Genomic DNA, 24410 nt, shown 5'->3' with positions numbered 1-24410 from the left:
ATCGGCTCGCATCGATCGATAGCGGCCGGTGCCCGCGAACGCGGTGGTGTGGCGTGGGGCGCACACTGCCGACGATTTGACCCCATCGGCTTCGCTGCGGCGCAATAGTTGGAACGAACCGCGGACGATCAGGGTAAAATGCGCGGTTATTCAGCCGGTTACGTCGTGTCAGACGGAGAAGACGCTTAACGCCACAGGCGTCGCGTACCGGTCGACCGTTACAAGCATCTACTACATCAGGATTTCGCCCCATGTCCCGCCCATCGCCCGCCAGCACCCCCAAGGTCGGCTTCGTTTCGCTCGGCTGCCCCAAGGCTTTGGTCGACTCCGAGCAGATCCTGACCCAACTCCGCGCCGAAGGCTACGACATTGCCGGCACCTATGACGGCGCTGATCTCGTCGTGGTGAACACCTGTGGCTTCATCGACGACGCCGTGCAGGAAAGTCTCGACGCCATCGGCGAAGCGCTGGCCGAGAACGGCAAGGTGATCGTTACCGGCTGTCTGGGCGCGAAGAAGGACGCCGCCGGTCAGGACATCGTGAGCGCGGTGCACCCGAAGGTGCTCGCCGTCACCGGCCCGCACGCCGTGGGCGAAGTGATGAGCGCGGTGCACACGCACCTGCCCAAGCCGCACGATCCGTTCACGGATCTCGTCCCGCCCGCTGGCATCAAGCTCACGCCGCGTCACTATGCGTATCTGAAGATTTCCGAAGGCTGCAACCATCGCTGCACGTTCTGCATCATCCCGTCGATGCGTGGCGATCTCGACTCGCGTCCGGTCGCGGAAGTGATGCTCGAAGCGGAGAATCTGTTCAAGGCAGGTGTCAAGGAACTGCTGGTGATCTCGCAGGACACCAGCGCGTACGGCGTCGACGTGAAGTACCGCACCGGCTTCTGGGCCGGTCGTCCGCTCAAGACGCGCATGACAGAACTGGTGACGGCGCTGGGCGAACTGGCCAAGCAATACGGCGCATGGGTGCGTCTGCACTACGTCTACCCGTATCCGCATGTCGACGAGATCATTCCGCTGATGGCCGAAGGTCACATCCTCCCGTATCTCGACGTGCCGCTGCAACACGCACACCCGGACGTGCTCAAGCGCATGAAGCGTCCGGCCTCGGGCGAGAAGAATCTGGAGCGCATTCAGGCGTGGCGCAAGATGTGCCCGGATCTGACGATCCGCAGCACGTTCATCGCCGGTTTCCCGGGCGAGACCGAAGCCGAATTCGAATACATGCTGGACTTCCTGCGCGAAGCCGAACTCGACCGCGTGGGCTGCTTCGCCTATTCGCCGGTCGAAGGCGCGCGCGCCAACGAACTGCCGGGTGCGTTGCCGGACGAAGTGCGCGAAGAGCGTCGTGCACGCTTTATGGAAGTGGCCGAGGAGATTTCGGCCGAGCGGCAGCAGCGCAAGATCGGCAAGACGATTCAGGTGATCGTCGACGAAATCAATCAGGACGGCGGCATCGCCCGCTCGGCTGCCGACGCACCGGAAATCGACGGCCTCGTGTACATCGAGCCGACGGCCAAGGCCGCGAAGCGCCTCAAGGTGGGTGAGTTCGTCAACGTCGAAGTCACCGGTGCCGATGGCCACGATCTGTGGGGCGAGGTGGTCTGATGACGCAACAGGATTCCCAGTCGAAGCAAGCGATGCAAGCGACGCAAACGAAGCAAACGCCGCAAGTGCTCGCAATGGGCGAAGCGATGGTCGAGTTCAACCAGTCGCCCGACGACGCCCGTCGCTATCTGCAGGGTTTCGGCGGCGACACGTCCAACTTCGCCATTGCCGCACGCCGTCAGGGCGTGAGCACGGGCTTCGTGAGCGCCGTGGGCGACGATCTGTTCGGACGCATGCTGCTCGATCTGTGGCGCGACGAACAGGTCGATACTCGCTACGTGCGCGTGGACGGCCAGTCGCCAACCGGCGTCTATTTCGTATCGCACGACGAGAACGGTCACCACTTCGACTATCTGCGCGCGGGTTCCGCTGCGAGCCGCTATCGGGCTCAGGATCTGCCGGGCGAGGCCCTGGCGGGCGCACAGTTTCTGCATTTGTCGGGCATCAGCCTGGCGATCAGCGTGAACGCCTGCGACGCTGCCTTCGACGCCATGTCGAAGATTCGCGCCGCCGGTGGCAAAGTGTCGTTCGACACGAATCTGCGTCTCAAGCTGTGGCCGCTTGCCCGTGCGCGTGCCACGATGCGTGAAGCGTTCAGCCTGACCGATGTCTGCCTGCCGAGCTGGGACGATGTCACGGCGGTGACCGGTCTGGAAGATCGCGATGCGATTCTCGACGAACTACTCTCCCACGGCGTGAAGATCGTAGCGCTCAAGCTTGGGCGTGAGGGGTGTTACGTCGCCACGCCCGAGGAGCGTCGCATCGTCGCACCTTACCCGGTGCAGGCCATCGACGCCACCGGCGCGGGCGATTGCTTTGGCGGCGCGTTCGTCGCGCGTCTGGCGCTGGGCGACGATCCGTTCGCCGCCGCGCGTTACGCCAACGTCTGCGCGGCACTCTCGACGACCGGCTACGGTGCGGTTGCGCCGGTGCCGAGCGCCGAGCAGGTGCTCAGGCAACTGGCGAACTGACCGACGAATCCATCGAAGGACGGGGGCAGCGCGGCGCAAGCGCTGTCATCGAAGTTTCCCTCCAATGCGCCTGCCATCGCGGTAACCCCTACGGCGCTATACTCGTTGCAAACTTATATCCACCCGGAGAAGAGACATGCAACGAGAGGTCGTGATCGTCAGCGGCGTACGTACCGCGATTGGTGATTTTGGCGGCAGCCTGAAGGATTTCGCGCCGACGCAGCTTGGCGCCATCGTCGCCCGCGAGGCCATGGCCCGTGCGCAGGTCGGTGGTGAAGACGTCGGACACGTCGTGTTCGGCAACGTCATTCACACAGAACCCAAAGACATGTATCTGGCACGCGTAGCTTCCATCGAAGCCGGCGTGAGCCAGCACGCGCCCGCGATGACCGTGAATCGTCTGTGTGGCTCCGGCCTGCAAGCGGTGGTCTCGGCGGCACAATCGATCCTGCTCGGCGACACCGATGTGGCGATGGCGGGCGGGGCGGAGAGCATGAGCCGTGCGCCATATGTGATGCCCGGCGCACGTTGGGGCACGCGCATGGGTGAGTCGCGTCTCGTCGACATGATGCTGGGCGCGTTGCACGATCCGTTCGCGAACATCCACATGGGGGTGACGGCGGAGAACATTGCGAAGAAATGGGGCATTACGCGCGACGACCAGGACCGTCTCGCCGTAGAGTCCCATCAGCGCGCCGCACGTGCCATGGCGGCGGGCTACTTCGACGATCAGATCGTGCCGATCACGTTGAAGTCCAAGAAGGGCGACGTCGCCTTCACGACCGACGAACACGTGCGCGCGGACGTCACCCTGGCCGACATGGCGAAGCTGCGTCCCGTCTTCGAGAAGGACGGCACCGTCACTGCGGGTAACGCGTCCGGTCTGAACGATGCGGCCGCCGCGCTCATTCTGATGGAGCGCTCGGAAGCGCAGCGCCGTGGGGCCAAGCCGCTCGCCCGACTCGTGAGCTATGCCCATGCAGGCGTGGACCCGAACTACATGGGCATCGGGCCGGTGCCCGCATCGCGCAAGGCGCTGGAGCGTGCCGGTCTCAAGGTCGAGGATATCGATATCGTGGAAGCGAACGAAGCGTTCGCCGCCCAGGCTTGCGCGGTCACGCGCGATCTCGGCTTCGATCCGGCCAAAGTGAACCCGAACGGCTCGGGCATTTCGCTGGGCCACCCGATCGGTGCGACGGGGGCGCTCATCACCGTCAAGGCGCTGCACGAGTTGCAGCGCGTCGGCGGCCGGTATGCGCTCGTCACCATGTGCATCGGCGGCGGTCAGGGCATTGCAGCCGTGTTCGAGCGCGTGTAAGTTACTCCCGGGGGCCAGCGTTGTTGCCGGCCCAAGTCTTTCCGGAGCCGTGATGACGCAAGACAACCGCAAGCCCCTCGACAAGCCGGAAGCCAACGGCTGGCATTGGCAAACCAATATTCTGCACACCGACACTCAGTTGCCCGCTGGCTTCTCGGCCATGCCGGTGCCGGTGGCGCGCGCGTCGACGGTGATCTTTCCCGATCTGGCGGCCATGCGCGCGCTCGACTGGAAGAACGACAGCCAGTGGCGCTACGGTCTGCACGCCACGCCCACGTCGATGGAATTGATGCGACGTCTGGCGGCGCTCGAAGGCGGCAAACACTGCCTGCTGTTCCCGTCGGGGCTGTCCGCTATCTCGAATGTTTACTTCGGGCTCATCGAGAGCGGCGACGACGTGCTGATTCCCGACAATGCCTACGGTCCGAATCGGGACCATGCCGACTGGCTTGCCGAGTCATGGGGCATTACGGTGCGCTACTACGACCCGATGATCGGCGACGGCATCGGTGCGTTGATTCAGCCCAATACGAAGCTGATCTGGCTGGAAGCGCCCGGCTCGGTCACGATGGAAGTGCCGGACATTCCCGCCATCGCACGCGTGGCGCGTGAGCGCGGTGTGCTGACAGCCATCGACAATACCTACTCCGCCGGGCTGGCATTCCGTCCGTTCGACCACGGGGTCGATATCTCGGTGCAGGCGCTGACCAAGTATCAGTCGGGCGGTAGCGACATTTTGATGGGCGGCGTCGTGACCATCGACGACGACATTCACCATCGTCTGAAGCAAGCGCGCATGCGCCTGGGCGTCGGTGTGTCGGCCGACGATTGCAGTCTCGTTCTGCGCAGTCTCGGTAACCTGCAACTACGTTTCGAAGCGCACGACCGGTCCGCGATGACGCTGGCCACCTGGCTGGGCACGCGTCGCGAGATTGCCGCGGTGCTGCATCCCGCATTCGAAGACTGCCCGGGCCATCAGAATTTCCGTCGCGACTTTACGGGCGCAGGCGGCTTGTTCTCGGTCGTGTTCGACGAGCGCTATTCGCAAGCGCAGATCGACGCCTTCATCGAAGGGCTGCGCCTGTTCAAGATCGGTTTCAGCTGGGGCGGGGCCCACAGTCTGGCGCTGCCGTATCGCGTGCCGTCGATGAGCACGGCCACGCCGTGGCCGCACAAGGGCGGTCTGGTGCGCTTCTACGTAGGGCTGGAAGATGTACGCGACCTGCAAGCCGATATCGAGGCGAGTCTGAAGGCGCACCTCGTGGCCTGATCGCAACCGTTCGCTCGTGTGGCGTCAGGTTTCCGACGCCGAGCGCGGCACCGTCCCGCAACGTTGAGGACGACTGCCGCGCGGCAACGAGCAGATTCGATGGCTCAATCCTGACGCAAGAGCGACAGCAGGCCGTCGAGTCCTGCATGGTTGAAGGCCACCGAGGCCTTCTCCCGCACCACCGGCTTGGCCCGGAACGCCACTGACAGGCCAGCGATCGCCATCATCTGAAGATCGTTCGATCCGTCGCCCATGACGATCGCCTGTGCAGGCGTAGCGCCGAACTGCGCTGCCACTTCGGCGACCGTGCGCGCCTTGACTTCCGCGTTGACGATTTCGCCCAGCACGCGGCCGGTGAGCTTGCCATCCACGATCTCCAGCGTGTTGGCGCGAGTGACGTCGAGATGCAGGCGCGCCTTCAGGCGGTCCGTGAAGAACGTGAAGCCGCCTGACACCAACAGCGTGCGAATGCCCAGCGCCTGAACGCCGCGCAACATGTTTTCGGCACCCGGGGAGAGTTGCAGGCGCTCCTCGTAGACCTTCTCCAGCGCACTCGCGTCGAGCCCCTTCAACAGGGCGACGCGGCGCGTCAGGCTCTCGTTGAAGTCCTTGATTTCGCCGCGCATGGCGGCTTCCGTGATGGCCGAGACTTCGGCTTTCAGGCCGCAGTAGTCCGCGATTTCGTCGATGCACTCGATCGTAATGAGCGTCGAGTCCATGTCCATCGCCACTAGCTTGAAATCCGTCAGGCGACGCTCGCCGTCGACGATCACGATATCCACGCCGTATTGCTGCGCCAGCGCGCCGATGGCGCTTCTCAGGGCCGGTGTGTCGGTCACATCGCGAACGCGCCCGACCCCGTGTGCCGTCTCGATGGAGCGGTTCGGTGCCAATGCCTGAATGGCCGCTTGCATTGCTGCGTCCGACGCGGGGCGGGTGGGCGCGTGAGGCGCCAATATGACGAGATCGTGAACCATCGGGAAAGGTAAGTAAGCGTCTGCGCAAATTCCGCTAGAACCTCGCCCTGTCAAAGGGCTTCGGGAGGGGATACATGCGAATGGAACCGCATTTTACAGGGTTGCGCCCCCGGCAGCAGCTTTCCCAAGGCACTCGATTTGAGCGAAAACTGAACTCGACTGCGTTGACCTCGGCAGGAGTATCTGGCGGCAGGGAGCCGATATCGAACGTCTATCGTAGGAGAACACATGCCGATTTCTTTACCGTCCTGGTGTTCATGGCAAGCGCGCGGCGCGAGTTCGTCGTCGACTGCGTCGTCCGGGCAAGCCCATGCGTCCGGGATGTCGGCCACATCGAGTGTCGACGAATCGTCGCAGGCCGGGCCCGTCGCGATGGCGATTCCCGACGTCGTGGCACGGCTTGACTGGCACGCGCGTGTTGTCTACGGGTTGATATCCCGCCCGCCGTCGCACTGGGGGCCGCTGTCTTCCGAACTGGCATTTCGGTTGCTGGATCGACGCGATAGCCGACAGGATTTCGGCGATCAGCGGGGGCTGCATCGGCTGGCCGGTCTGATGGCGGAAGAGGGCTTTGCCGTGCGCGAGGGAACGTTGCCCGAGATTGCGTACGAAGACGGCCGCTTCGGCTGCGGCTTCGGGCAGGCGATGCGATGGACTTCCGGTGGATTGCCCTGCGATGGACTCTGGCACGCCGTGCTGGCATCGGTCATCGCGCCGGAAGTGACCGACATCGAACCGTCGATGGTGTCGAAACTCCCCGAGCTTTTGGGGCGTTTACTGACGCAGGACGCTGAGTTCGGCATCAGGGCATGGCAATCCGTCTTTGCCGACGACCCTTTGGCAACGACCCCGCAAGCCAGCGCTTCACTCGGCGATGTCGCCCGCAAGTGCGGCACGTTGATGGTCGGTGCCGCCGGACTGGCCGTGGGGCTTTCGTATGCTGTCGCACGGGGCGCTTTACATTCGTCCGTGGCGGACGCTGGCGCGGACGGACGCTCGCCGTCCACCGACTCCACCGACCTTACCGAGTTCACCGGCGCCGGGTCCCTCGGGACCTGCTTGCCCTTGACCGGTGCGATCGCGTGCGGTGCGTTGGAGCTGGCGACGATCGCTCGTCTATACGCCGCGAAGCCGACCGAGACCGAAGCAACGGCTTTGCCGCACGCTCAATATCTGTCGGCGTATGCGCTCCTGCTGCCTTCGTTGACGGCAGACGAGCTACGGTTATTGATGTCGACGCTGGGGCCCGATTTCGCCGAGCTTGACGTCTTCGAAGTCGCTGCCACGGTGCAGTTTCGACTAAGAGAGCGGCCGACGCCGATGACACCGTCAGGCGTGATCTCGCGCATCAAATGGCAAAAGCTGCTTCGCAAGACACGCCAGCGTGTGCAACGCCAATTTCATCTTGAAGCGCCCGGCTGGGTACAGGCGCTCGAAGCGGCGTTGCAATTCGCCCAAGGGAAGAACTGGCTGACGCCGTACGGAAACATCGTTCTGGACGCGCACAATCAGCTTTGTCTGGACGAGTGGAACGCCGAGTGTGAAGCGTTCGATGCCGAAGCGCTTGCCAATGCGCCGCGCCAGTTGCCCAGCGCTTCGGGCAAGCGCGAGCCGGTGACGTCGCGATACCGGCCCGTCGGTGACCGTACAACGAGCGCCTCGTCATCCCTCCATGAGATCGTACCCACAGTGCTCGCGGCGATTGTGGCTTCGCAGCCCGTCATGCCGTCGTCGAATGCACCGGGCGGGGGCCTGGACGGCTTGTCGTAGGCACGACCGCTCTGGGTGCTGCGCTCACGCAACCGTGGTGGGGTTGCACAAGCGCATCTTCCGGACTTCCTGAGCAGCGGCCCATCGATCTGGGGGAACGGTTGGTGCGACGATCGTTGGAGCAACGGCCCCTGCATCACCTCCACCCGCCTCAGGACGCGAAGACCCTGATTCAGACCGACGTGCCCGTCACGCTCAGAGAGATGCTGGATCTGATCGATGCGACCGACAGGCTCGCAGAGTCGGCGCACGTGATGGATAAGCACGTCAAACAGGCGCATCTGGCCATTGAAAAGCAAATGGAAGCGGTGCTTCGCAAACAAGGGCTGATCGTTTTCAGCGTCAAAACGGCATTGCCGTGGAATGCGAAGGTCGAGGTGAGATACAGCCGACGCGGCCGCTCGCCGGACAGGCAATCGTTCAGTTTTTCGTTTGTCGAAGTGCACGAGACCAAGCATTTTACGGTGCGCGACATCGCCTTGGGGTTGCACTATGGGGATGAGTTCGAGGTGACCGGTGGTCACCAGCGCGTCGAATCGGTACGTGTCGTCGACCCCGTTGCACAGCGCCTTCTCGCAGCCGTAGACCGGGATGAATTCCGAACCGCACTCTTGGCGCGCGATGAACAGCAACTAAAGACGGCGCAGGATTCGGCGGTTCTGATGAAAGCGCACGAGGACTATGTAAAGGAGGTATTCACCGGCGTGTTGTTCGATGCTACGTCGCTTAGTTGGGAGCGCCATGTCCCTCCCGGCAGTCGCGCCGGGGCTGCCATGCTACCGCCGCATGCGCAGCATATGGGCGGCCCCGGGGCCCGCACCCGGGTTCGGGTAGGCCACGGCCCGGTGCGCTTGATATCGTTCGACGGCGAGGTACTGGCTGGTTTGCTATCCGTGTCGCAGGCAGATGGTGACGGGGTGCTGCTGATCTCGATCAAGCACGCGACACATTTCTGGTGGTGGCCGGGTGTCGAGGTGACTCAGGCGTTTCAGGAGTTCATCAGCATGCATATGTCTCCGGTCCTCTTGCAACGGATGGAAAGCCCGCTGCGGAGTAGTCGTATGCGATTCCAGATCGGTCCGGTGTCTACAAAGAATCATTGGTCGTGTGCGCCTTCCAACCGGGAAGCTGGCGACACTGCGACCCCGGCCCCCCCTGGCAACCCTCTCGGCGCTCTTTACGACGAGGTCTGGCGCAAGCCCTATTTCAGGTTCGAGACCTGTCAGTCACTCTATCTCGCGATGTGGATTGCGGAAATGCGTCGCGCGTATAGCGATCGCGACATGGTCATCATCACCCAAAGGGTGCGCGATGAACGTCGCCTGAATCAGGCGCAGCATATCGTGTTCAACTACCTCAAAATCGTCAGCGCCTCCTTTGCTGCGGCCTTCGCCGTGAAGGGGAGGTTCGCCAAGAGCGCTATGTCGCTGATGGTCGAGGTCGGTGCTCACCTTGGCACTTACGCGTTGCTCGCCGAACGGGCGAAGACGGCGGATCTCGAAGAGCTCAAACGCATTCATCTTGAGATGTCGTTGTCCAAGGCCCTGGAAACGATGTTCCGCTCGTTTGGCTCTGCAACGCTCGACTCGATTGCCGACGCGCTTTTCGAGGATGGGGAATCGGCCCGGGTGGCGTCGGAACACCTTATTAGCTTCATGAACGCGTGGCCACTGGTAAGCGAACAGCGTAAGCAGTTCGCCGACGACATTCGGGCCATCGTCAAAGCCGAACGCCGCGAGGACACCCTCGCTCAGGAACCGGCATGGGTCGGGTTGAGCCGTATCAAGGCCTATCGGCGTTTGCTGACCGATGGCGAACAGGCAGCGCCCATGACCGAAAGCGAAAATCACGTCGACCGGTTTCTGGGGGCGGGGCGTATGCAGGTCACTTCGCTGGACGAACTGATGCGTTTGCCCGAGGGCTACTGTGTCGCGTTGACCTATCCCGACGGCACCATGTTCTTTTCTGCGGTGACAAGCGGGTCGGGAAAGCTGCTGGGGTCGGCCGTCGACGACGGCGACAGAACCCTGGGGAGAAACACGGCGTTGCCCACGTACCGTATTGGACGCGTGTCTCAGGAGGTATTCGAGTTTCTCGACGACGGGCGCGTTCGGTGCGGGGCCGTTGACGGTGCGTTCGTTGAAGGTGCTTTGTATGTCGAATCGTTGGACGACCGCAGACCCGACTGGCGTAAGCCGATGCCCGATCCAGTCGGCGTCTGGCCGAGGGTGCCGACAACGTCCGAGCCGTCCAGAGTTAAACAGAGCGAGGCTGAATCTGTCCGCGCGGCCATCGTTCACCCCTGGTCTCTGGACGGTGATAGCCAGGAACGCAGGCGAGGGCGCTCGAAACGGGCGCTCGAACAATGGGGGACCTTCGTAGACGCGTGGTATGCGCGCGCAGGGCGCATCGTGCCTGGCGCATCATCGTCGCAACGCCTCGCGAACGTGGTGTCATTTCCGCTTCCGCCATCGGCTGTCTCGACGACCTCAACGACTTCAGCGACCTCAACGACTTCAACTGCCTCCACCCCGTCAACGTTGGCAGGCGCAGCGCGCCCGCAGGCGGGTGGGTCGGACCCGCTGGCGTCTGCGGCGGCGATGGCTGCCCACTGGAATGCACCGGCTTTCAGGCTGGCGTTCGCGGAGGTCCTCTCGCGCGTCCGGCGCGGTCTCATGCGCTGGCATTTACAGGCATCGCACATCACCGAGACGACGCATCGCCGACTGATATTGCGCGCGCTCCGGGGCGACGCCGTTTTCCGTCCGGTGACGGTGAACGCCGTGCGGCTACCGGGTGTTGTGGGCATCGTCGGAGACGAAGGCCGTCTGCTGATCTCGTTGACGACCTGCGAGGTGATGGCGCTCATCGACAGTGGAGAAGCGACGTTGCGCGTCCGGGGGAACGAGAACGATTCGCTGCGCCGATTCGTCGAGAGGCACATGAGCGAGGCCGTCGCGGACACCATGCGCGGTCGCGACCTGAGCGTCGTACTCGCTAGCCCGGATGCGAATTGCGATACCGACCGGGTCACGGAAGACTTTCGCGACCAGATTGAATTGACCATGCAGCAGCGCAGCACGGTGGGCGACGGCATTCTCAAACTGGCGACGCAGGCGGCGCAGACATTGCCGGGTGTGGATACCCAATCGCTCATCGCGAGCATTCAAGGTGTCACCCGCGCATTGCCCAATCAGGCTTCGGAGGTGATTTACCTCAATGAACCGGTCGACGGGCCGCAAAACGCTCCGAGCCTTTGGCTGGCAAACGGCGTCGGTACGGCGATCCGTGAGTTCTTTGACGACGTATTTCCGCGCGGGGTGACGGACGACAGCCTGAGCGACGCGACGGCCTTGGCGGCACGGCTCGTCGAGTCGGTGCAGGGGTGCCGTATCGAAGCGCGTGTCAGCGATGACGTCGCGAGTCTCGTCGAGTCGGGAATGGGGGATATCGATTTTGTGGCGGCGATGCTTGCTGCCGGACGAGGTTTGCAAGATGGGAAGTTCGGTGCCGCAGTTGCCAGCATGTGGCAGCAGATTCCGGGTCCGACCTTATTTTGTGGGCGGCAGAGTACGGCGCCTCAGCTCGTGAGATTGCAGGGAACACAGTTGCTGCGACAGGTTCCCCGGGGCTATCGCATTCTTGCGCGCCCGACGTCTGCCGATCCGAACGCCGAAGGCGGCTACGACGACATGTTGAGTCTGGGCGGGGGGCGGGTGGCGGTGGTGAGGAATGTGGGAACGGACCTCGCGCCACGTCTCGATCTGACGTCGATCGATCTGACGCGCACCGATGGCGATATCGCATGGTCCGACGCCGACAATGCCTGGCGTCGCGACGGCGAGACCTTCCACTTCTGGATCGAGAGCGATACACCGGGTGTCTTCGCCGAGCCGCCACCGCCTGAGTTCGAAGCCGGGAGTCTGAACGTCGCCGTTCTGAGCGAGGCATTGCTCGCACACCCGAGCGTGAGTGCAATGCAGGACGAACGAAGCGCAACGAGTGCACTGGCGTTGGGCGGCGCGACGGCGGCGATGCTGGATGCGGCCCGGGAGACATTGACAGGGTATGGATTCACGAGCATCGCCTATCGGCTGATTACATCCTGGTCCGCTCCCGATCAGTTCAGACCGCGCGTGTCGCTTGCCGTGATTGCCACGGGCGAAGGGGACACGTTCAGGTCGTGGGTGACGCACGGATATGTGGATCGCGTTGTCGTCGATTTCCTGCCGAGACGAACGCTCGGCAATGCGCCGCCGCTGATGAGCGATATCTATGTATCGAGCGTGGTCGACTGGGGCGATTTCTACCAGAAGCACGGCGCTGCGCGTTGCATCAAGTACGTCGATTTCGATACCGCAGACGCGGCGTTGAACGCGGCGCGGACCTACACTGTCATGCCCGGCGCTTTACCCGGCAATTTCATGCCGGGCGGCGTATTGCTCCGTTCACCCGACTGGCCAACGCACGCGACGTCCGGTAGCACTTGACGTCACCCGGCGCTTCCGCGAGCCCGGCTGGGCGGGAGCGTGTCGAACTTGTGCCATACGCGGCGCAGATGACGACTTGAGCCGAACCCGGCGCGTTGCGCGATGTGTTCGAGATCCAGCTGACTATTGCCCAGCATCTCCCGGGCGAGCGCGATGCGCAGGCGATGCAGGTAATCGACAGGTGCGACGCCCGCATGCTCGCGAAACAGTCGCGTCACGTGCCGCTCGCTCGTGCAGGCGATGTCCGCCATCGCGGCGAGGGTCCAGTCGTGGGCGGGTTCGGCGGCGATGGCGTCTTGCACGCGGTGCAGAGCGGGATGCAGATGATTGCGCCCTTCGAGCCACGGTGACAACTGCGGATCGGCTCCGGCGCGACGCGCGTATACGACCATCTGCCGGGCGACGGCGGCCGCGCACACCGGGCTGGTCGCATCGGCAATGAGCGTGAGCATCAGATCGAGGCCCGTCGTGACGCCGGCACTGGTCCAGACGTTGCCGTCGCGAACATAGAGGCGGTTGTCGGCCACGCGTGCGCCGGGGGCGAGCGTGCGAAGCGCGTCACAACTGCCGTGATGAGTCGTACACGCGAGGGCGTCGAGTAACCCGGCGCGCGCAGCGAGCAACGCGCCTGTGCAGATGCATATCAGCTGATGCGTCGGACGCACGATGCGCCGCAGCCATGCGATGGCCTGCGCTTCGGCATCCGGCAGCGGGGCAGGGGCGATGTCCGGCGGCATGCCATCACGGAACGTTTGCACAGGCAACGCCTTTTCGACGGTACCGGTGACGACCACCCACGCGTCGTCCGGTACCGAATCGGGCAGCACGTCGAGTGGCGAGACACACAAACCGATCGATGTCGCTACCGACGGCTGCGTGCCGACGTAATGCAGCGCGAAGCGAATCTCGTCCTGTTGATGATTCGCGATGCGCAACGCTTCGGCCGGGGCGGCAATGTCGAGTAGCAGCGCATTCGGCATCGCCAGAAGGTAGACAGGTTGCAGTCTTGGCATCGCGCAAACGTCTCAGGACGGATTCGGACAGCGATGGGAGATCTTGCCCACACCTTACACCGCTGCGAGCGCTTCCTCAACGGTCACGATGCGGGCGAAGCGATCGACCAGCACGGTTTCCGTGCGCTCCTTGAGCTCGGCAGTGGACAGCTCGCGGCCGGTGCGCGGATGCCGCATCGGGAAGGTGAGCGTAGCCTCGGTCACGAAATCGACCTGATAGCCTGCATCTGATGCCGCGCGGGTGGTGGTCTCGCAGCACTGCTCAGTGCGGACCCCGGAGACGATCAGTCGCGTGATGCCGTGCGCGACGAGCCATGCGCCGAGCGTGGAACCGGCCAGCGCGCTGTGCTTGGTCTTGTCGACGGTGAAGTCCGGCGTCAAGTGCAGTTCTTCGAGCGTGCGCACGAAGCCCGACTCGCGGGAGAACGGGCCCGACGCGACGTGAAACACCTGAACGATGGGAACACCACGCGCCACTGCGCCGTCGATGAGCGCCTGTTGGCGCGCGAAATACACCGCCAGATCGTCTTCCCGCCAGAACGGACGTTGACGGAAAGACTCCTGCGCATCGATGACGATCAAGGCGGTGCGCGACGTTTGTGTTTGCTGAGCTTGCGACATGAAGGTGACTCCGTTGCGTGGGGACAATGGCGCCATCTTACGCATGCTACCGTCGTGCCGATAGACCCGGAGAAGACCGGAACCGGACCGATTCGGACATCGGTAATATCTTTTGATCGGCTTCGCAAGGCGGCGTCTTCCGGATTCGACGTGTCAGCGCGTGCCCATCAGGCTCAGGCGCTTCAGACAGACGCCCGCACGCCAACGTCGTCGGCCATCGCGCGACGATAGAGCGCTGCTGCCAGCGCCACGTCCTGCGCCCCCATGCCGAGCGATTTGAACAGGGTGACGGACTCGGCGTCGGTGCGTCCCGGATGGGATCGGGTGACGAGTTCGCCCAGTTCCGCGAGCAGGTCGTCCGGGCCGATGCGCCCCTCGGCGGCGGCAGCCAGATAGTCACCCGACTCGTTGAGCGTCGATTCGCGGCGGTCGACGAACAATTGCGCCCGTGCCATCAGCAGGGTGTCCGCTTCGCGATGGCGCGGCGTGCTGCTGCCGACGAGATTCACGTGCGTGCCCGGTGCGATCCATTCGGCGCGAAGCACCGGGTCGGTCGAGTTCGTCACCGTCACCACGATGTCGGCGTCGCGCACGGCGTCTTCGACACGCTGTATGGCTTCCAGTCGGAAGCCGTAATTGGGCTGTTCCTTGTCGACGAAGGCCTGCGCGGAGGCGAGCGAACGACTTGCCACGCGCACATGGTGCAGCGGTCGCGCCGCCGCCAGCGCAGCGAGGTGCCAGTGGGCCTGATGGCCTGCGCCGACCAGCGCGAGACGCGAGGCGTCATGGCGCGCGAGCAGACTTGTCGCCAGCCCGGTGACCGCAGCGGTGCGAATGCCGGTGATCTCGGCCGCATTCATGACGGCGAGGAGCTCACCCGTCTCGCCGCTCATCAGCAGAACACAGCCCTGATGCGGGTCCTTGCCGACGGTGCTGTTGCCGGGGAAGAACGTGCCGACCTTCGCGCCGTAGACCGACTCACCGCCTGCGGCGCTGCCGAGGAATGCGGGCATCATGCCCAGCATGCCTTTCGCGCCGAGCGCTTCCGGCGGACGAATGATCTGGCGCAGCGGCAGGTGAATTTGCTCGCGGGCGAGCGCACCGAACATGTCGGACATGACCGGCATCGCTTCGGCGACCGGCATCAGTGCGGCGATTTGCGCGGCGTCGAGCAACAGGACAGGCGGCGAAGCGGAATGGGTGGCGGAAGCTGACATGCGAAATCCTTGTGAACGTATCGTGCGATGGTCGGGCGTTTGTCTGTCGTTTGTCTGGCGTTTGTTCGGCGATGCCAACAGCTGAGCGCCAAACGAAGACGCGACCATCGGGTCGCGTCAGGCACTACTCAGAGCAATACGAAAACGGACGCTTAACCGTTCGCTTCTGCCGCGAGCGCGGCTTCGATGTGACGGTTGAACGTCGCGGTATCGGTGTTCGTCCCGCACAGCAGGACACCGACGCGCTTGCCCGTGAGCTTGTCGCGCAGCGGGCCCATCAACGCAGCCGTCGCAGCCGCACACGCCGGCTCCACCGCCAGTTTCAACTGACGGAACAGCGTGAGCATGCCAGCGCGCATTTCGTCGTCGGTCACGATCACGAGTTCGTCGATATGACGACGGCACAGCGTGTAGCCGTACAACTCGGTGTGCGGCGCCATGAGACTGTCCGCGATGCCCGTCATCGGCCCCATCTTGGTCGGGCCGCCTTGCACGAAACTCTGCGCCATGGCGTCGGCACCGGCGGGCTCCACGCCGTAGACCTTCACGTGCGGCGCGAACAGCTTGATGGCGGTGGCCACACCCGAGATCAGACCGCCGCCGCCGATGGGGACGATCACGGCGTCGAGGTTCGGGGTCTGCTGGATCCATTCGTAGCCGAGCGTGGCGGTGCCGAGAATCGTGCGATAGCCGTTGAACGGATGCACGAAGTAGCGGCCTTCCTCCTGCTCCACGCGCTTGACGACCTCAAACGCCTCATGGACGTTCTCCGCGAGGATCAGGTCGGCGCCGTACTCGCGGCACAGCGACGAGCGTGCCGGGCTGGCCGTCTTGAGCATGACCGTCTTGGCGGCCACACCCATCGCCTGCGCCGCGTAAGCGACTGCCACAGCGTGGTTGCCGGCGGACACGCATGTCACGCCTGCCTTGCGTTGTGCATCGTCGAGCGAGAGCAGGTTCGAGAAGGCGCCGCGGGCCTTGAACGTCCCCGACGCCTGCAACAGTTCGTACTTGAACGTCACTTCGGTATTGTCGAGCGTCGGAAAGTCGTGACGCGTGAAGACCGGCGTCGTGCGCACGTAGGGCTTCAGCTTTTCGTGTAGCGCGGCAATGGTGTCTTTCGTCGGGACGGGTTGGCCGTCGATGGTCTCGTCGTGCAGGGCAGGGGTCGATTGCGTCACTTGGACTGTGTCTCCGTAGTTAAGGAATCCGATGCCATGTCGGTGCAATCTCCAGGCGATAAGGGGCGGGCAATGTTGCCCGCCCCTTATCGCTGCACCGATGATCGGACTCGGACTCAGCGCATGCCGATCTTGCGGCTGCGCAGCAGCGCGGTAATGCTGATGAGCGCTGCGAAAATCAGATAGAAGCTCGGCGCGAGCTTGTTGCCCGTCGCACCGATCAGCCACGTGATGATAAACGGTGCGAAGCCACCGAACACGGTCGCCGCGATGTTGTAGCCGAGCGAGAGGCCCGTGGTACGCACCTGCACCGGGAACAGTTCCGTGAGCAGCGCGGGCAGCGCGCCGAAGTAAGTCGTCATCAGCAGGCCGAGCACGATCTGGAACACCATCAGCGAGCCGAACGTCGGGTTCGCGTCGAGGAAGCGGAACATCGGGTAGACGAGCACCAGCAGCGCCACGGCGGCCGCGAGCATCGGCTTGATGCGACCGTGCGTGTCCGACCAGTGCCCGACGATCGGTGCGACGATCAGTTGCACCACGCCGGTGAGCAGCACCGCCGAGAAGGCAGCCGACGATGGCAGACCCAGTTGCTTGACGGCGTACGTCGGCATGTAGAGCACGAGATACGTCGCAACGGTGGCCATCACCACCACGCCGATGGCGAGCAGCAGGCGCTCCTTCTGGCTCGCGAAGGTGTCGCGCAGCGGACTTTGCGTCGGTTCGATGTCGAGGAACTCGGGCGTCTCGTCCAGACGGCGGCGAATGTAGTACGCCACCGGGCCGATCAGCAGGCCGAAGAAGAACGGCACGCGCCAGCCCCACGAGGCCATCGCTTCAGGCGACAGGTTGCCCGTCAGCAGTGCGCCGAAGCCGGCGGCCAGCAACGTTGTGAGACCTTGCGACGCGACCTGCCAGCTGGAGAAGAAGCCACGACGCTGCGGCGCGTGTTCGGCGAGAAACGCCGTCGCGCTACCGAATTCTCCGCCAGCCGAGAAGCCCTGAACCATGCGGGCGATGACGATGCCCACAGGCGCGAGCACACCGATGGCGGAGTACGTCGGCATGATCGCGATGAGCAGCGTACCGACCATCATCATCAGGATCGAAAGGGTGAGGGCGGCTTTACGTCCCGCGCGGTCGGCGTATGCGCCGATCACGATGGCGCCCAGCGGACGCATGAAGAACGACACTCCGAACGTGCCGAGCGTGAGCAGCAGCGACACCGTGTCGTTGCCGGTCGGAAAGAACAGTTTCGCGATGGTCACGGCGAAGAAGCCGTACACCACGAGATCGAACCATTCGAGCGCGTTACCGATCGAGGCCGATACGATCACACGCCAGGCGTGCGGGGAAGTGCGACTGGCTTGTGCCGTCGCGTTGGGGGCTGCGCTTGCGCTCATGGGCGAGATCTCCAAAACCTGTCTGGCGTACGTGCTTGTTATCTTGCGGATGAATGTCCTGTGCGCCTTTTTTTAGGTTCATCGCGCAATAGCGTGGAGGGATTTGACAAGTTTTCGTACTCTTGATGGCAGGAATTTGCCATCAGGAGTGCGTGGAGATGCTGGATCGCAAGCTGCTGGAGTCGCTGGGAGGCTGGCAGGGCTATGCCGTCGAACGCGTGGAGTGGCCCGAGGGCACAGGGCGCACGCTGTCGATCTATTTGAAGCCAACCGCCAAGGTGATGCTGTGCGAGCAGTGCGGCGCACGATGTCGCCAGGTCCATGAGACCACGGTGCGCCGGGTGCGAGATCTGCCGTTATTTGAGTACCGGGTTGTTCTTCATGTTCCACGCCGGCGCTTGTTGTGTGAGCAATGCGGTGGCCCGCGCCTGGAGCGGCTTACTTGGCTGGGTCGCTACCAGCGGGTGACGGATCGGCTTGCGGCGGCCTGCAGCCAATTGCTGCAATCGAGCAACGTGCAGGCGGTGGCGAGGTTCTTCGAGCTGGGTTGGCATACCGTCAAGACGCTGGACAAGGCCCGGCTCCGAGCGTCAGTGCGCGAACCGGATTGGTCCAGGATCGAGTATTTAGCGATGGACGAGTTCGCCCTGCATAAAGGGCATCGGTACGCGACGGTAGTCGTCGATCCGATCAGCAGGCAGGTGCTGTGGATCGGCCCAGGACGCTCACGCGAGACGGCTCGGGCGTTCTTCGAGCAATTGCCGCGTGGGGTCGCCCAACGCATCAAGGCCGTAGCCATCGACATGACTACGGCCTACGAGTTAGAAATCCAGGCCCACTGCCCACGGGCGGAGATCGTCTATGACTTGTTCCATGTCGTGGCCAAGTACGGACGAGAGGTCATTGATCGGGTGCGCGTGGATCAGGCCAACCAACTGCGCCAGGACCGTCCCGCGCGCCGGGTCATCAAATCGAGCCGCTGGCTGTTATTGCGCAACCGCGACAAGCTAGACCGGCAGCAGGCCGTCCGGCTCGACGAATTGCTGCAAGCCAACCAGCCGCTGCTGACGGTCTATGTCCTGAGGGACGAACTCAAGCGGCTCTGGTTCTACCGAAGACCTGCCTGGGCAAAACAAGCCTGGCACCACTGGTGCGAGCAGGCCGAGCAAAGCGGAATAGCCCCCTTGAACACCTTCGCTCAGCGTCTGAAAGGCTATCTGCATGGCATCCTGGCCAGATGCCGACATCGTCTAAACACCAGCATCGTTGAGGGCATTAACAACACTATCAAGGTCATTAAGCGGCGCGCCTACGGCTACCGAGACCAGGAATACTTCTTCCTCAAAATCCGCGCCGCCTTCCCCGGTAATGCTCAATGAACCTTTTTTTAAGGCGTCTGATACTGCGTGCTGCATTCGTACTGCTTGGGTGCTTCCTGAAACCGGTGATGCACTTGCTTCGAAGGCAACGGGCCGCATCCGGCGAACGGAATACGGCCCGGTTGGAAGGCGGTCGTGCTGACCACGTCCCTGAACAGGAATGTTGCATCGGCCCGAAGCGATTCGAGCCGAGAGTCACGCTCAGGCGCCGACGGTGTTGCTGCGCAGCAGCTTTTGCAGGAACGATTCGCACTGCGCGATCTGTTCGAGCGACACGAACTCGTTGGGCTTGTGGGCTTGCTCGATGTTGCCCGGGCCGCACACGATCGACGGCACGCCTGCGAGCTGGAACTGACCCGCTTCGGTGCCGTAGGCGACCTTGCGCTTGTCGGTGTCCTTGGTGAGCGCACGCACGAGTTGGGTGACGGCGTCCTGCTCCGAGGCGTCGAGCGCCGGGGCGGCCGCAATCTTCTTGAACTCGATGCCCGCGTTCGGATGCTCCTTCTGCATCTTCGGCACCAACTCGCTCACCGCATATTCCTGAATGCGCGCGAAGATGCCTTCGGCGTCGACACCCGGCAGGTTGCGATATTCGAAGACGAACTCGCACAGCGCCGGAATCGTGTTCAGGGCGATGCCGCCCGAGATCGTGCCCGTCTGCGCCGTGGTGAACGGCACGTCGAACAGTTCGTCGAACGGACCGTTCTGCTTGAAGTGATCGGCCAGATCGCGGATGTAGCAAATCAGGCGCGCGGCGTACTCGATGGCGTTCGAACCCTTCGGCGTGAGCGACGAGTGCGCTGCATGACCACGCACGCAGCACTGGTAGGCGTTGATGCCCTTGTGCGCGACGATCACGCGCATGCTCGTCGGCTCGCCCACGATGGAGCCGTCGGGGCGGATGCCGCGCTCGCGCAGTTCGGCGAGCATGACCGGTGCGCCCACGCAGCCGATTTCTTCGTCGTACGAAAAGGCGAAGTGGAACGGCGTCTTGAGCTTGGCGTCGCGCATTTGCGGCAGCATCGTCATGACCGAGCCGATGAAGCCCTTCATGTCGCACGTGCCACGCCCGTACAGGTTGCCGTCGCGCACGACCGGCTTGAACGGATCGGTGTCCCACGCCTGGCCGTCGACCGGCACGACGTCGGTGTGACCCGAGAGGACGATGCCGCCCTGGGTGTTGCCGTCGGCAGCGGGCAGGGTGACGAACAGGTTGGCCTTACGCTTCGTGGCGTCATACGACAGCCACGGTTCGACACCGGCTTGTTGGAGGCTGTCGCGCACCGTCTCGATCAGGCCGAGGTTCGATTCGCGGCTCGTCGTGTCGATGCTGACCAGCTTCGAGATCCAGTCGACCGATGCCGGCTGAGCCTCGTTGGTGGCCTGCGGGGCGATAGCTTGGGAAGCGCTTGTCATTCGAATCTCCGGGAATCTTCCAGTCATACGATCAATACGTTCAATGCGTCGATCACGTTGAATACGTATTGCTACTGGGAAATGTTACTCAAAAATAATTTAGAGGTAAAAGGTTGTGTGAACAACCATTCTTGCCTCGCGGGAAAACGCACGCCGGGCGCGGGTTTGCCCGGACGTGCGAAAAAGCGGTGGAATGGAAATTGCTGCAGTGCACACGAAGTTTGCTCCTTTTATTTGGCGCTTAAAGTGTTCCGGGCAAGCATCGTGTGCTGGAGGGCAGCCTGAAACTCAGGCCGCTTTCGCGCTGGGTGAGCCCAGCGCGCGCAACGTTTCCTTGATTGCGCGCACGCGGTCGGTCAGCTGTGCGTGTTTCACTTCGATGCGCAGCTTGTCTTGTCCGGCGAGCTTGATGTGGCGGTGTTTCTGCACCAGTTCGATGATGCGCATCGGGTCGACGGGGGGCGTCGGCTCGAATTGCAGCGCGATGGCTTCTTCGCTGGCGTCGATCTTGACGATGCCGAGCGGTTTGGCCAGCAGCCGCAGCCGGTGCGTCTCGATAAGCGCCTGCGCCTGTTGCGGCAGCTTGCCGAAGCGGTCGACGAGTTCTTCCTGAATCGTGTCGATGGCGTCGGGGTGCGTGCCGTTGGCGAGACGTTTGTACAACGAGAGACGCTCCTGAACGTCACCGCAGTAGTCGCTCGGCAGAATCGCAGGCACGTGCAGGTTGATTTCCGTCGTGGCGGCGAGCGGGGCGGTGAGGTCCGGCTCGCGACCGGCTTTGAGGGCGCTCACGGCGTCCGCCAGCATGTCGGTGTACAACTGGAAGCCGATCTCGTGAATTTCCCCGGACTGCTTGTCGCCCAGCACTTCGCCAGCACCGCGAATTTCCAGATCGTGCATGGCGAGGTAAAAGCCTGCGCCGAGTTCTTCCATCTGCTGAATGGCTTCGAGACGGCGCTGCGCCTGCTTGGTGAGCGACTTCGGATCGTGCACGAGCAGATAGGCGTAGGCCTGATGGTGCGAACGGCCCACGCGGCCGCGCAACTGGTGCAACTGCGCCAGACCGAACTTGTCGGCGCGATGCATCAGGATCGTGTTGGCCGTCGGCACGTCGATGCCCGTCTCGATGATGGTCGTACACAGCAGTACGTTGGCGCGTTGTGTCACGAAGTCACGCATCACCCGCTCGAGATCGCGCTCGTGCATCTGGCCGTGGGCGACGACGATGCGCGCTTCGGGCACGAGCGCTTCGAGTTGCGCCTTGCGGTTCTCGATCGTCTCCACCTCGTTGTGGAGGAAGTACACCTGCCCGCCGCGCTTGAGTTCGCGCAGCATGGCTTCGCGGATCACACCGTCTTCCTCGCGTCGCACGAAGGTCTTGATCGCCAGACGCTTCTGCGGCGCGGTGGCGATCACCGAGAAGTCGCGCAAGCCTTCGAGCGCCATGCCCAGCGTACGCGGGATCGGCGTAGCCGTCAGCGTTAGCATGTCCACTTCGGCGCGCAACGCCTTGAGCGCTTCCTTCTGACGCACGCCGAAGCGGTGTTCTTCGTCAATGATGACAAGGCCGAGGCGCTGGAACTGGATATCGTTCGAGAGCAGCTTGTGCGTGCCGATCACGATATCGACCTGGCCTTCGTTGATCGCCTTCACGCTCGCGTTCACTTCCTTCGTCGTCTTGAAGCGCGAGAGTTCGGCAATGCGCACCGGCCAGTCGGCAAAGCGGTCGGAGAAGGTTTGCGCGTGCTGCTCGGCGAGCAGCGTCGTGGGGGCGAGAATGGCAACCTGCTTGCCGTCGAGGACGGCGATGAAGGCGGCGCGCAGTGCGACTTCGGTCTTGCCGAAGCCCACGTCCCCGCAAACCAGACGATCCATCGGGCGGCCGCTCGTCATATCGCTCATCACGGCGGCAATGGCGGCGGCCTGATCCGGCGTTTCTTCGAAGCCGAAGCTGTCCGCAAACTTCTCGTAATCGCGCGGCGACAGCTCGAACGCATAGCCCGAGCGCGCGGCACGGCGGGCGTACAGGTTGAGCAGTTCGGCCGCGGTGTCGCGAATCTGTTGTGCGGCCTTGCGTTTGGCCTTCTCCCACTGGCCGGAGCCGAGCGAGTGCAGCGGCGCGGTGTCCGGATCTGCGCCGCTGTAGCGCGAAATCAGATGCAGTTGCGAGACCGGCACGTACAGCTTGCTGTCGCCCGAGTATTCGAGATGCAGGAACTCGGTTTCGCCTTCGCCGAGATCCATGCTGACGAGGCCTTGATAGCGGCCGATGCCGTGCTGACTGTGGACGACCGGGTCGCCGACCTTCAGCTCGGCCAGATCGCGCACCATCGAGTCGACCGACGTCGCCTGCTCCTGGCGGCGCTTGCCGGCGCGACGGGCGAGCCCTTCGTAAAGCTCGTTCTCGGTGACGAAGGCGAGGTCTTCCGTCGGCAGCAGGAAACCGGCCGCCAGCGGGGCGACACCGATCGAGAAGCGCTTGTCCGACGTCAGAAAATCTTCGAGCGACTCGACGCTTGTCGGGCGCAGGTCGTTGTCGTGCAGCAGTTGCAGCAGCGTCTCGCGACGGCCAGCCGAGTCGGCGCACAGCAGCACGCGCGCGGGCGTGCGTGCCAGATAGGCGCGCAGGGCGGCGAGTGGATCGTCCGCACGACGGTTGATCGCCAACGGCGGCAGCGGAATTGCCCAACTGCCATCGCCGGGCGTGGGCAGCGTCAGCCGCGCGAAGGGCTTGGCGAGCGTGAAGAAGTCCTGATCGAGCAGGAACAGCTGCTCCGGCGGCAGCACCGGACGCTCGCGATCGTGCGACAGGAAGTTGTAGCGCTGGCGGGTGTCGTTCCAGAAGCGGTTGATGGCTGCGTCGAGATCGCCGACGAAAACGAGTTGCGCGTCCGCTGGCAGATAGTGAAACAGCGTGGCCGTCTCTTCGAAGAACAGCGGCAGGTAGTACTCGATACCGGCCGACGGCACGCCGCTGCCGATGTCCTTGTAGATCGGGCTGCGGCTCGGATCCCCTTCGAAGACTTCGCGCCAACGGCCCCGGAAGGCGGTGCGGGCGGGCTCGTCGAACGGGAATTCCCGGCCGGGCAGCAGACGCACTTCCTTCACCGGGTACAGGCTGCGCTGCGTGTCGGGATCGAACGCACGAATGCTGTCGATGGTGTCGTCGAACAGATCGAGACGGTACGGCAGTGCCGAGCCCATCGGGTAGAGGTCGATCAGGCCGCCGCGCACGCAGTATTCGCCGGGGCGCATCACTTGACTCACGTGCTCGTAGCCCGCGAGCGTCAGTTGCGACTTCAGACGCGCTTCGTCGAGCCGTTCGCCCTGCGTGAAGAAGAACGTGTAGGCCGCCATATAGCTGGCGGGCGCCATGCGATAGAGCGCCGTGGTTGCGGGCACAAGCACGATGTCGCAGCGCTTTTCGCCGAGATCGTGCAGCGTGGCAAGACGCTCGGAGACCAGATCCTGGTGCGGCGAGAACGTGTCGTAGGGCAGCGTCTCCCAATCGGGGAGCAGGCGCACGCGGGCGTCGGGTGCGCACCACTTCAGCTCTTGCTGAAGTCGCAAGGCATCTGTCGCCTGCGCGCACACGACGGCCAGCAACGGCAGGCGTTCGCGATTCTCTTCGAAATAGCGGGCGATGAGCAGGGCATCGCTCGATGCGTGCGAACCGGCGAAAGCGTAACGCTGTCCCGCTTTCACGAGCGGCACAGGCACGGTATTACGGGATAGGGCGTTGGCGGCGGACATAAGAAAACGTTG

At 63.5% G+C, this 24410-nt stretch carries 15 protein-coding genes; 7 read left to right on the top strand and 8 right to left on the bottom strand.

Features of this window, described 5'->3' with window-relative positions; all coding sequences use genetic code 11:
- Positions 1-251 precede the first annotated feature (251 nt).
- From rimO to MB84_RS14145, 4 genes are all read left to right on the top strand, one after another.
- A complete protein-coding gene (rimO, locus tag MB84_RS14160) occupies positions 252-1619 on the top strand; it encodes a 30S ribosomal protein S12 methylthiotransferase RimO (protein WP_046292245.1) in 1368 nt (455 codons plus the stop codon).
- Between the two features lie 32 nt (positions 1620-1651).
- The gene (locus tag MB84_RS14155) at positions 1652-2590 is read left to right on the top strand and encodes a sugar kinase (protein ID WP_046293814.1); all 939 of its coding nucleotides are present in this window, start codon (positions 1652-1654) and stop codon (positions 2588-2590) included.
- A gap of 136 nt (positions 2591-2726) precedes the next feature.
- Positions 2727-3908, top strand: a complete 1182-nt coding sequence (gene bktB, locus MB84_RS14150; protein ID WP_046292244.1) for a beta-ketothiolase BktB — start codon at positions 2727-2729, stop codon at positions 3906-3908.
- A gap of 52 nt (positions 3909-3960) precedes the next feature.
- Positions 3961-5178, top strand: a complete 1218-nt coding sequence (locus MB84_RS14145; protein ID WP_046292243.1) for a cystathionine beta-lyase — start codon at positions 3961-3963, stop codon at positions 5176-5178.
- Positions 5179-5282: 104 nt separating this feature from the next.
- On the opposite strand, the gene serB is transcribed toward MB84_RS14145, so the two are convergent.
- Complete coding sequence (gene serB, locus MB84_RS14140) at positions 5283-6155, bottom strand: phosphoserine phosphatase SerB (RefSeq protein WP_157122731.1); 873 nt, start codon at positions 6153-6155, stop codon at positions 5283-5285.
- Between the two features lie 228 nt (positions 6156-6383).
- On the opposite strand from serB, the gene MB84_RS14135 reads away from it, so the two are divergent.
- The gene (locus MB84_RS14135; protein ID WP_157122730.1) at positions 6384-7925 is read left to right on the top strand and encodes a hypothetical protein; all 1542 of its coding nucleotides are present in this window, start codon (positions 6384-6386) and stop codon (positions 7923-7925) included.
- A 203-nt stretch (positions 7926-8128) separates the two neighbouring features.
- Entirely contained in the window at positions 8129-12415 is a 4287-nt protein-coding gene (locus tag MB84_RS14130) for a hypothetical protein (protein ID WP_046292241.1), read from the top strand.
- 2 nt (positions 12416-12417) lie between these two features.
- On the opposite strand, the gene MB84_RS14125 is transcribed toward MB84_RS14130, so the two are convergent.
- The 5 genes from MB84_RS14125 to MB84_RS14105 form a co-directional block, all read right to left on the bottom strand.
- Positions 12418-13428 (bottom strand): GlxA family transcriptional regulator, encoded by a 1011-nt coding sequence (locus tag MB84_RS14125; protein ID WP_046292240.1) that lies wholly within the window; start codon positions 13426-13428, stop codon positions 12418-12420.
- Positions 13429-13482: 54 nt separating this feature from the next.
- Positions 13483-14049: a cysteine hydrolase family protein gene (locus MB84_RS14120; RefSeq protein WP_046292239.1), complete on the bottom strand. Its 567-nt coding sequence runs from the start codon at positions 14047-14049 to the stop codon at positions 13483-13485.
- Positions 14050-14231: 182 nt separating this feature from the next.
- Positions 14232-15266 (bottom strand): ornithine cyclodeaminase family protein, encoded by a 1035-nt coding sequence (locus MB84_RS14115; RefSeq protein ID WP_046292238.1) that lies wholly within the window; start codon positions 15264-15266, stop codon positions 14232-14234.
- A gap of 152 nt (positions 15267-15418) precedes the next feature.
- The gene (locus MB84_RS14110; protein ID WP_046292237.1) at positions 15419-16447 is read right to left on the bottom strand and encodes a threonine/serine dehydratase family protein; all 1029 of its coding nucleotides are present in this window, start codon (positions 16445-16447) and stop codon (positions 15419-15421) included.
- 116 nt (positions 16448-16563) lie between these two features.
- Positions 16564-17850 (bottom strand): MFS transporter, encoded by a 1287-nt coding sequence (locus MB84_RS14105; protein ID WP_046292236.1) that lies wholly within the window; start codon positions 17848-17850, stop codon positions 16564-16566.
- Positions 17851-18008: 158 nt separating this feature from the next.
- Here MB84_RS14105 and MB84_RS14100 point away from each other — a divergent pair, with 158 nt between their 5' ends.
- Entirely contained in the window at positions 18009-19229 is a 1221-nt protein-coding gene (locus MB84_RS14100; protein WP_046289972.1) for an ISL3 family transposase, read from the top strand.
- A gap of 201 nt (positions 19230-19430) precedes the next feature.
- Here MB84_RS14100 and argE read toward each other — a convergent pair whose 3' ends face one another.
- On the bottom strand, positions 19431-20645 hold the full coding sequence (gene argE, locus MB84_RS14095) for an acetylornithine deacetylase (RefSeq protein ID WP_046292235.1): 1215 nt from the start codon (positions 20643-20645) through the stop codon (positions 19431-19433).
- A 288-nt stretch (positions 20646-20933) separates the two neighbouring features.
- Positions 20934-24398, bottom strand: a complete 3465-nt coding sequence (gene mfd / locus MB84_RS14090) for a transcription-repair coupling factor (protein ID WP_046293812.1) — start codon at positions 24396-24398, stop codon at positions 20934-20936.
- Positions 24399-24410: the final 12 nt, after the last annotated feature.

The sequence above is a fragment of the Pandoraea oxalativorans genome (genome assembly GCF_000972785.3).
Classification (GTDB): Bacteria; Pseudomonadota; Gammaproteobacteria; order Burkholderiales; family Burkholderiaceae; genus Pandoraea; species Pandoraea oxalativorans.
Note: the sequence above shows the minus strand (reverse complement) of the source record. Positions and strands in the feature narration are given on the sequence as shown.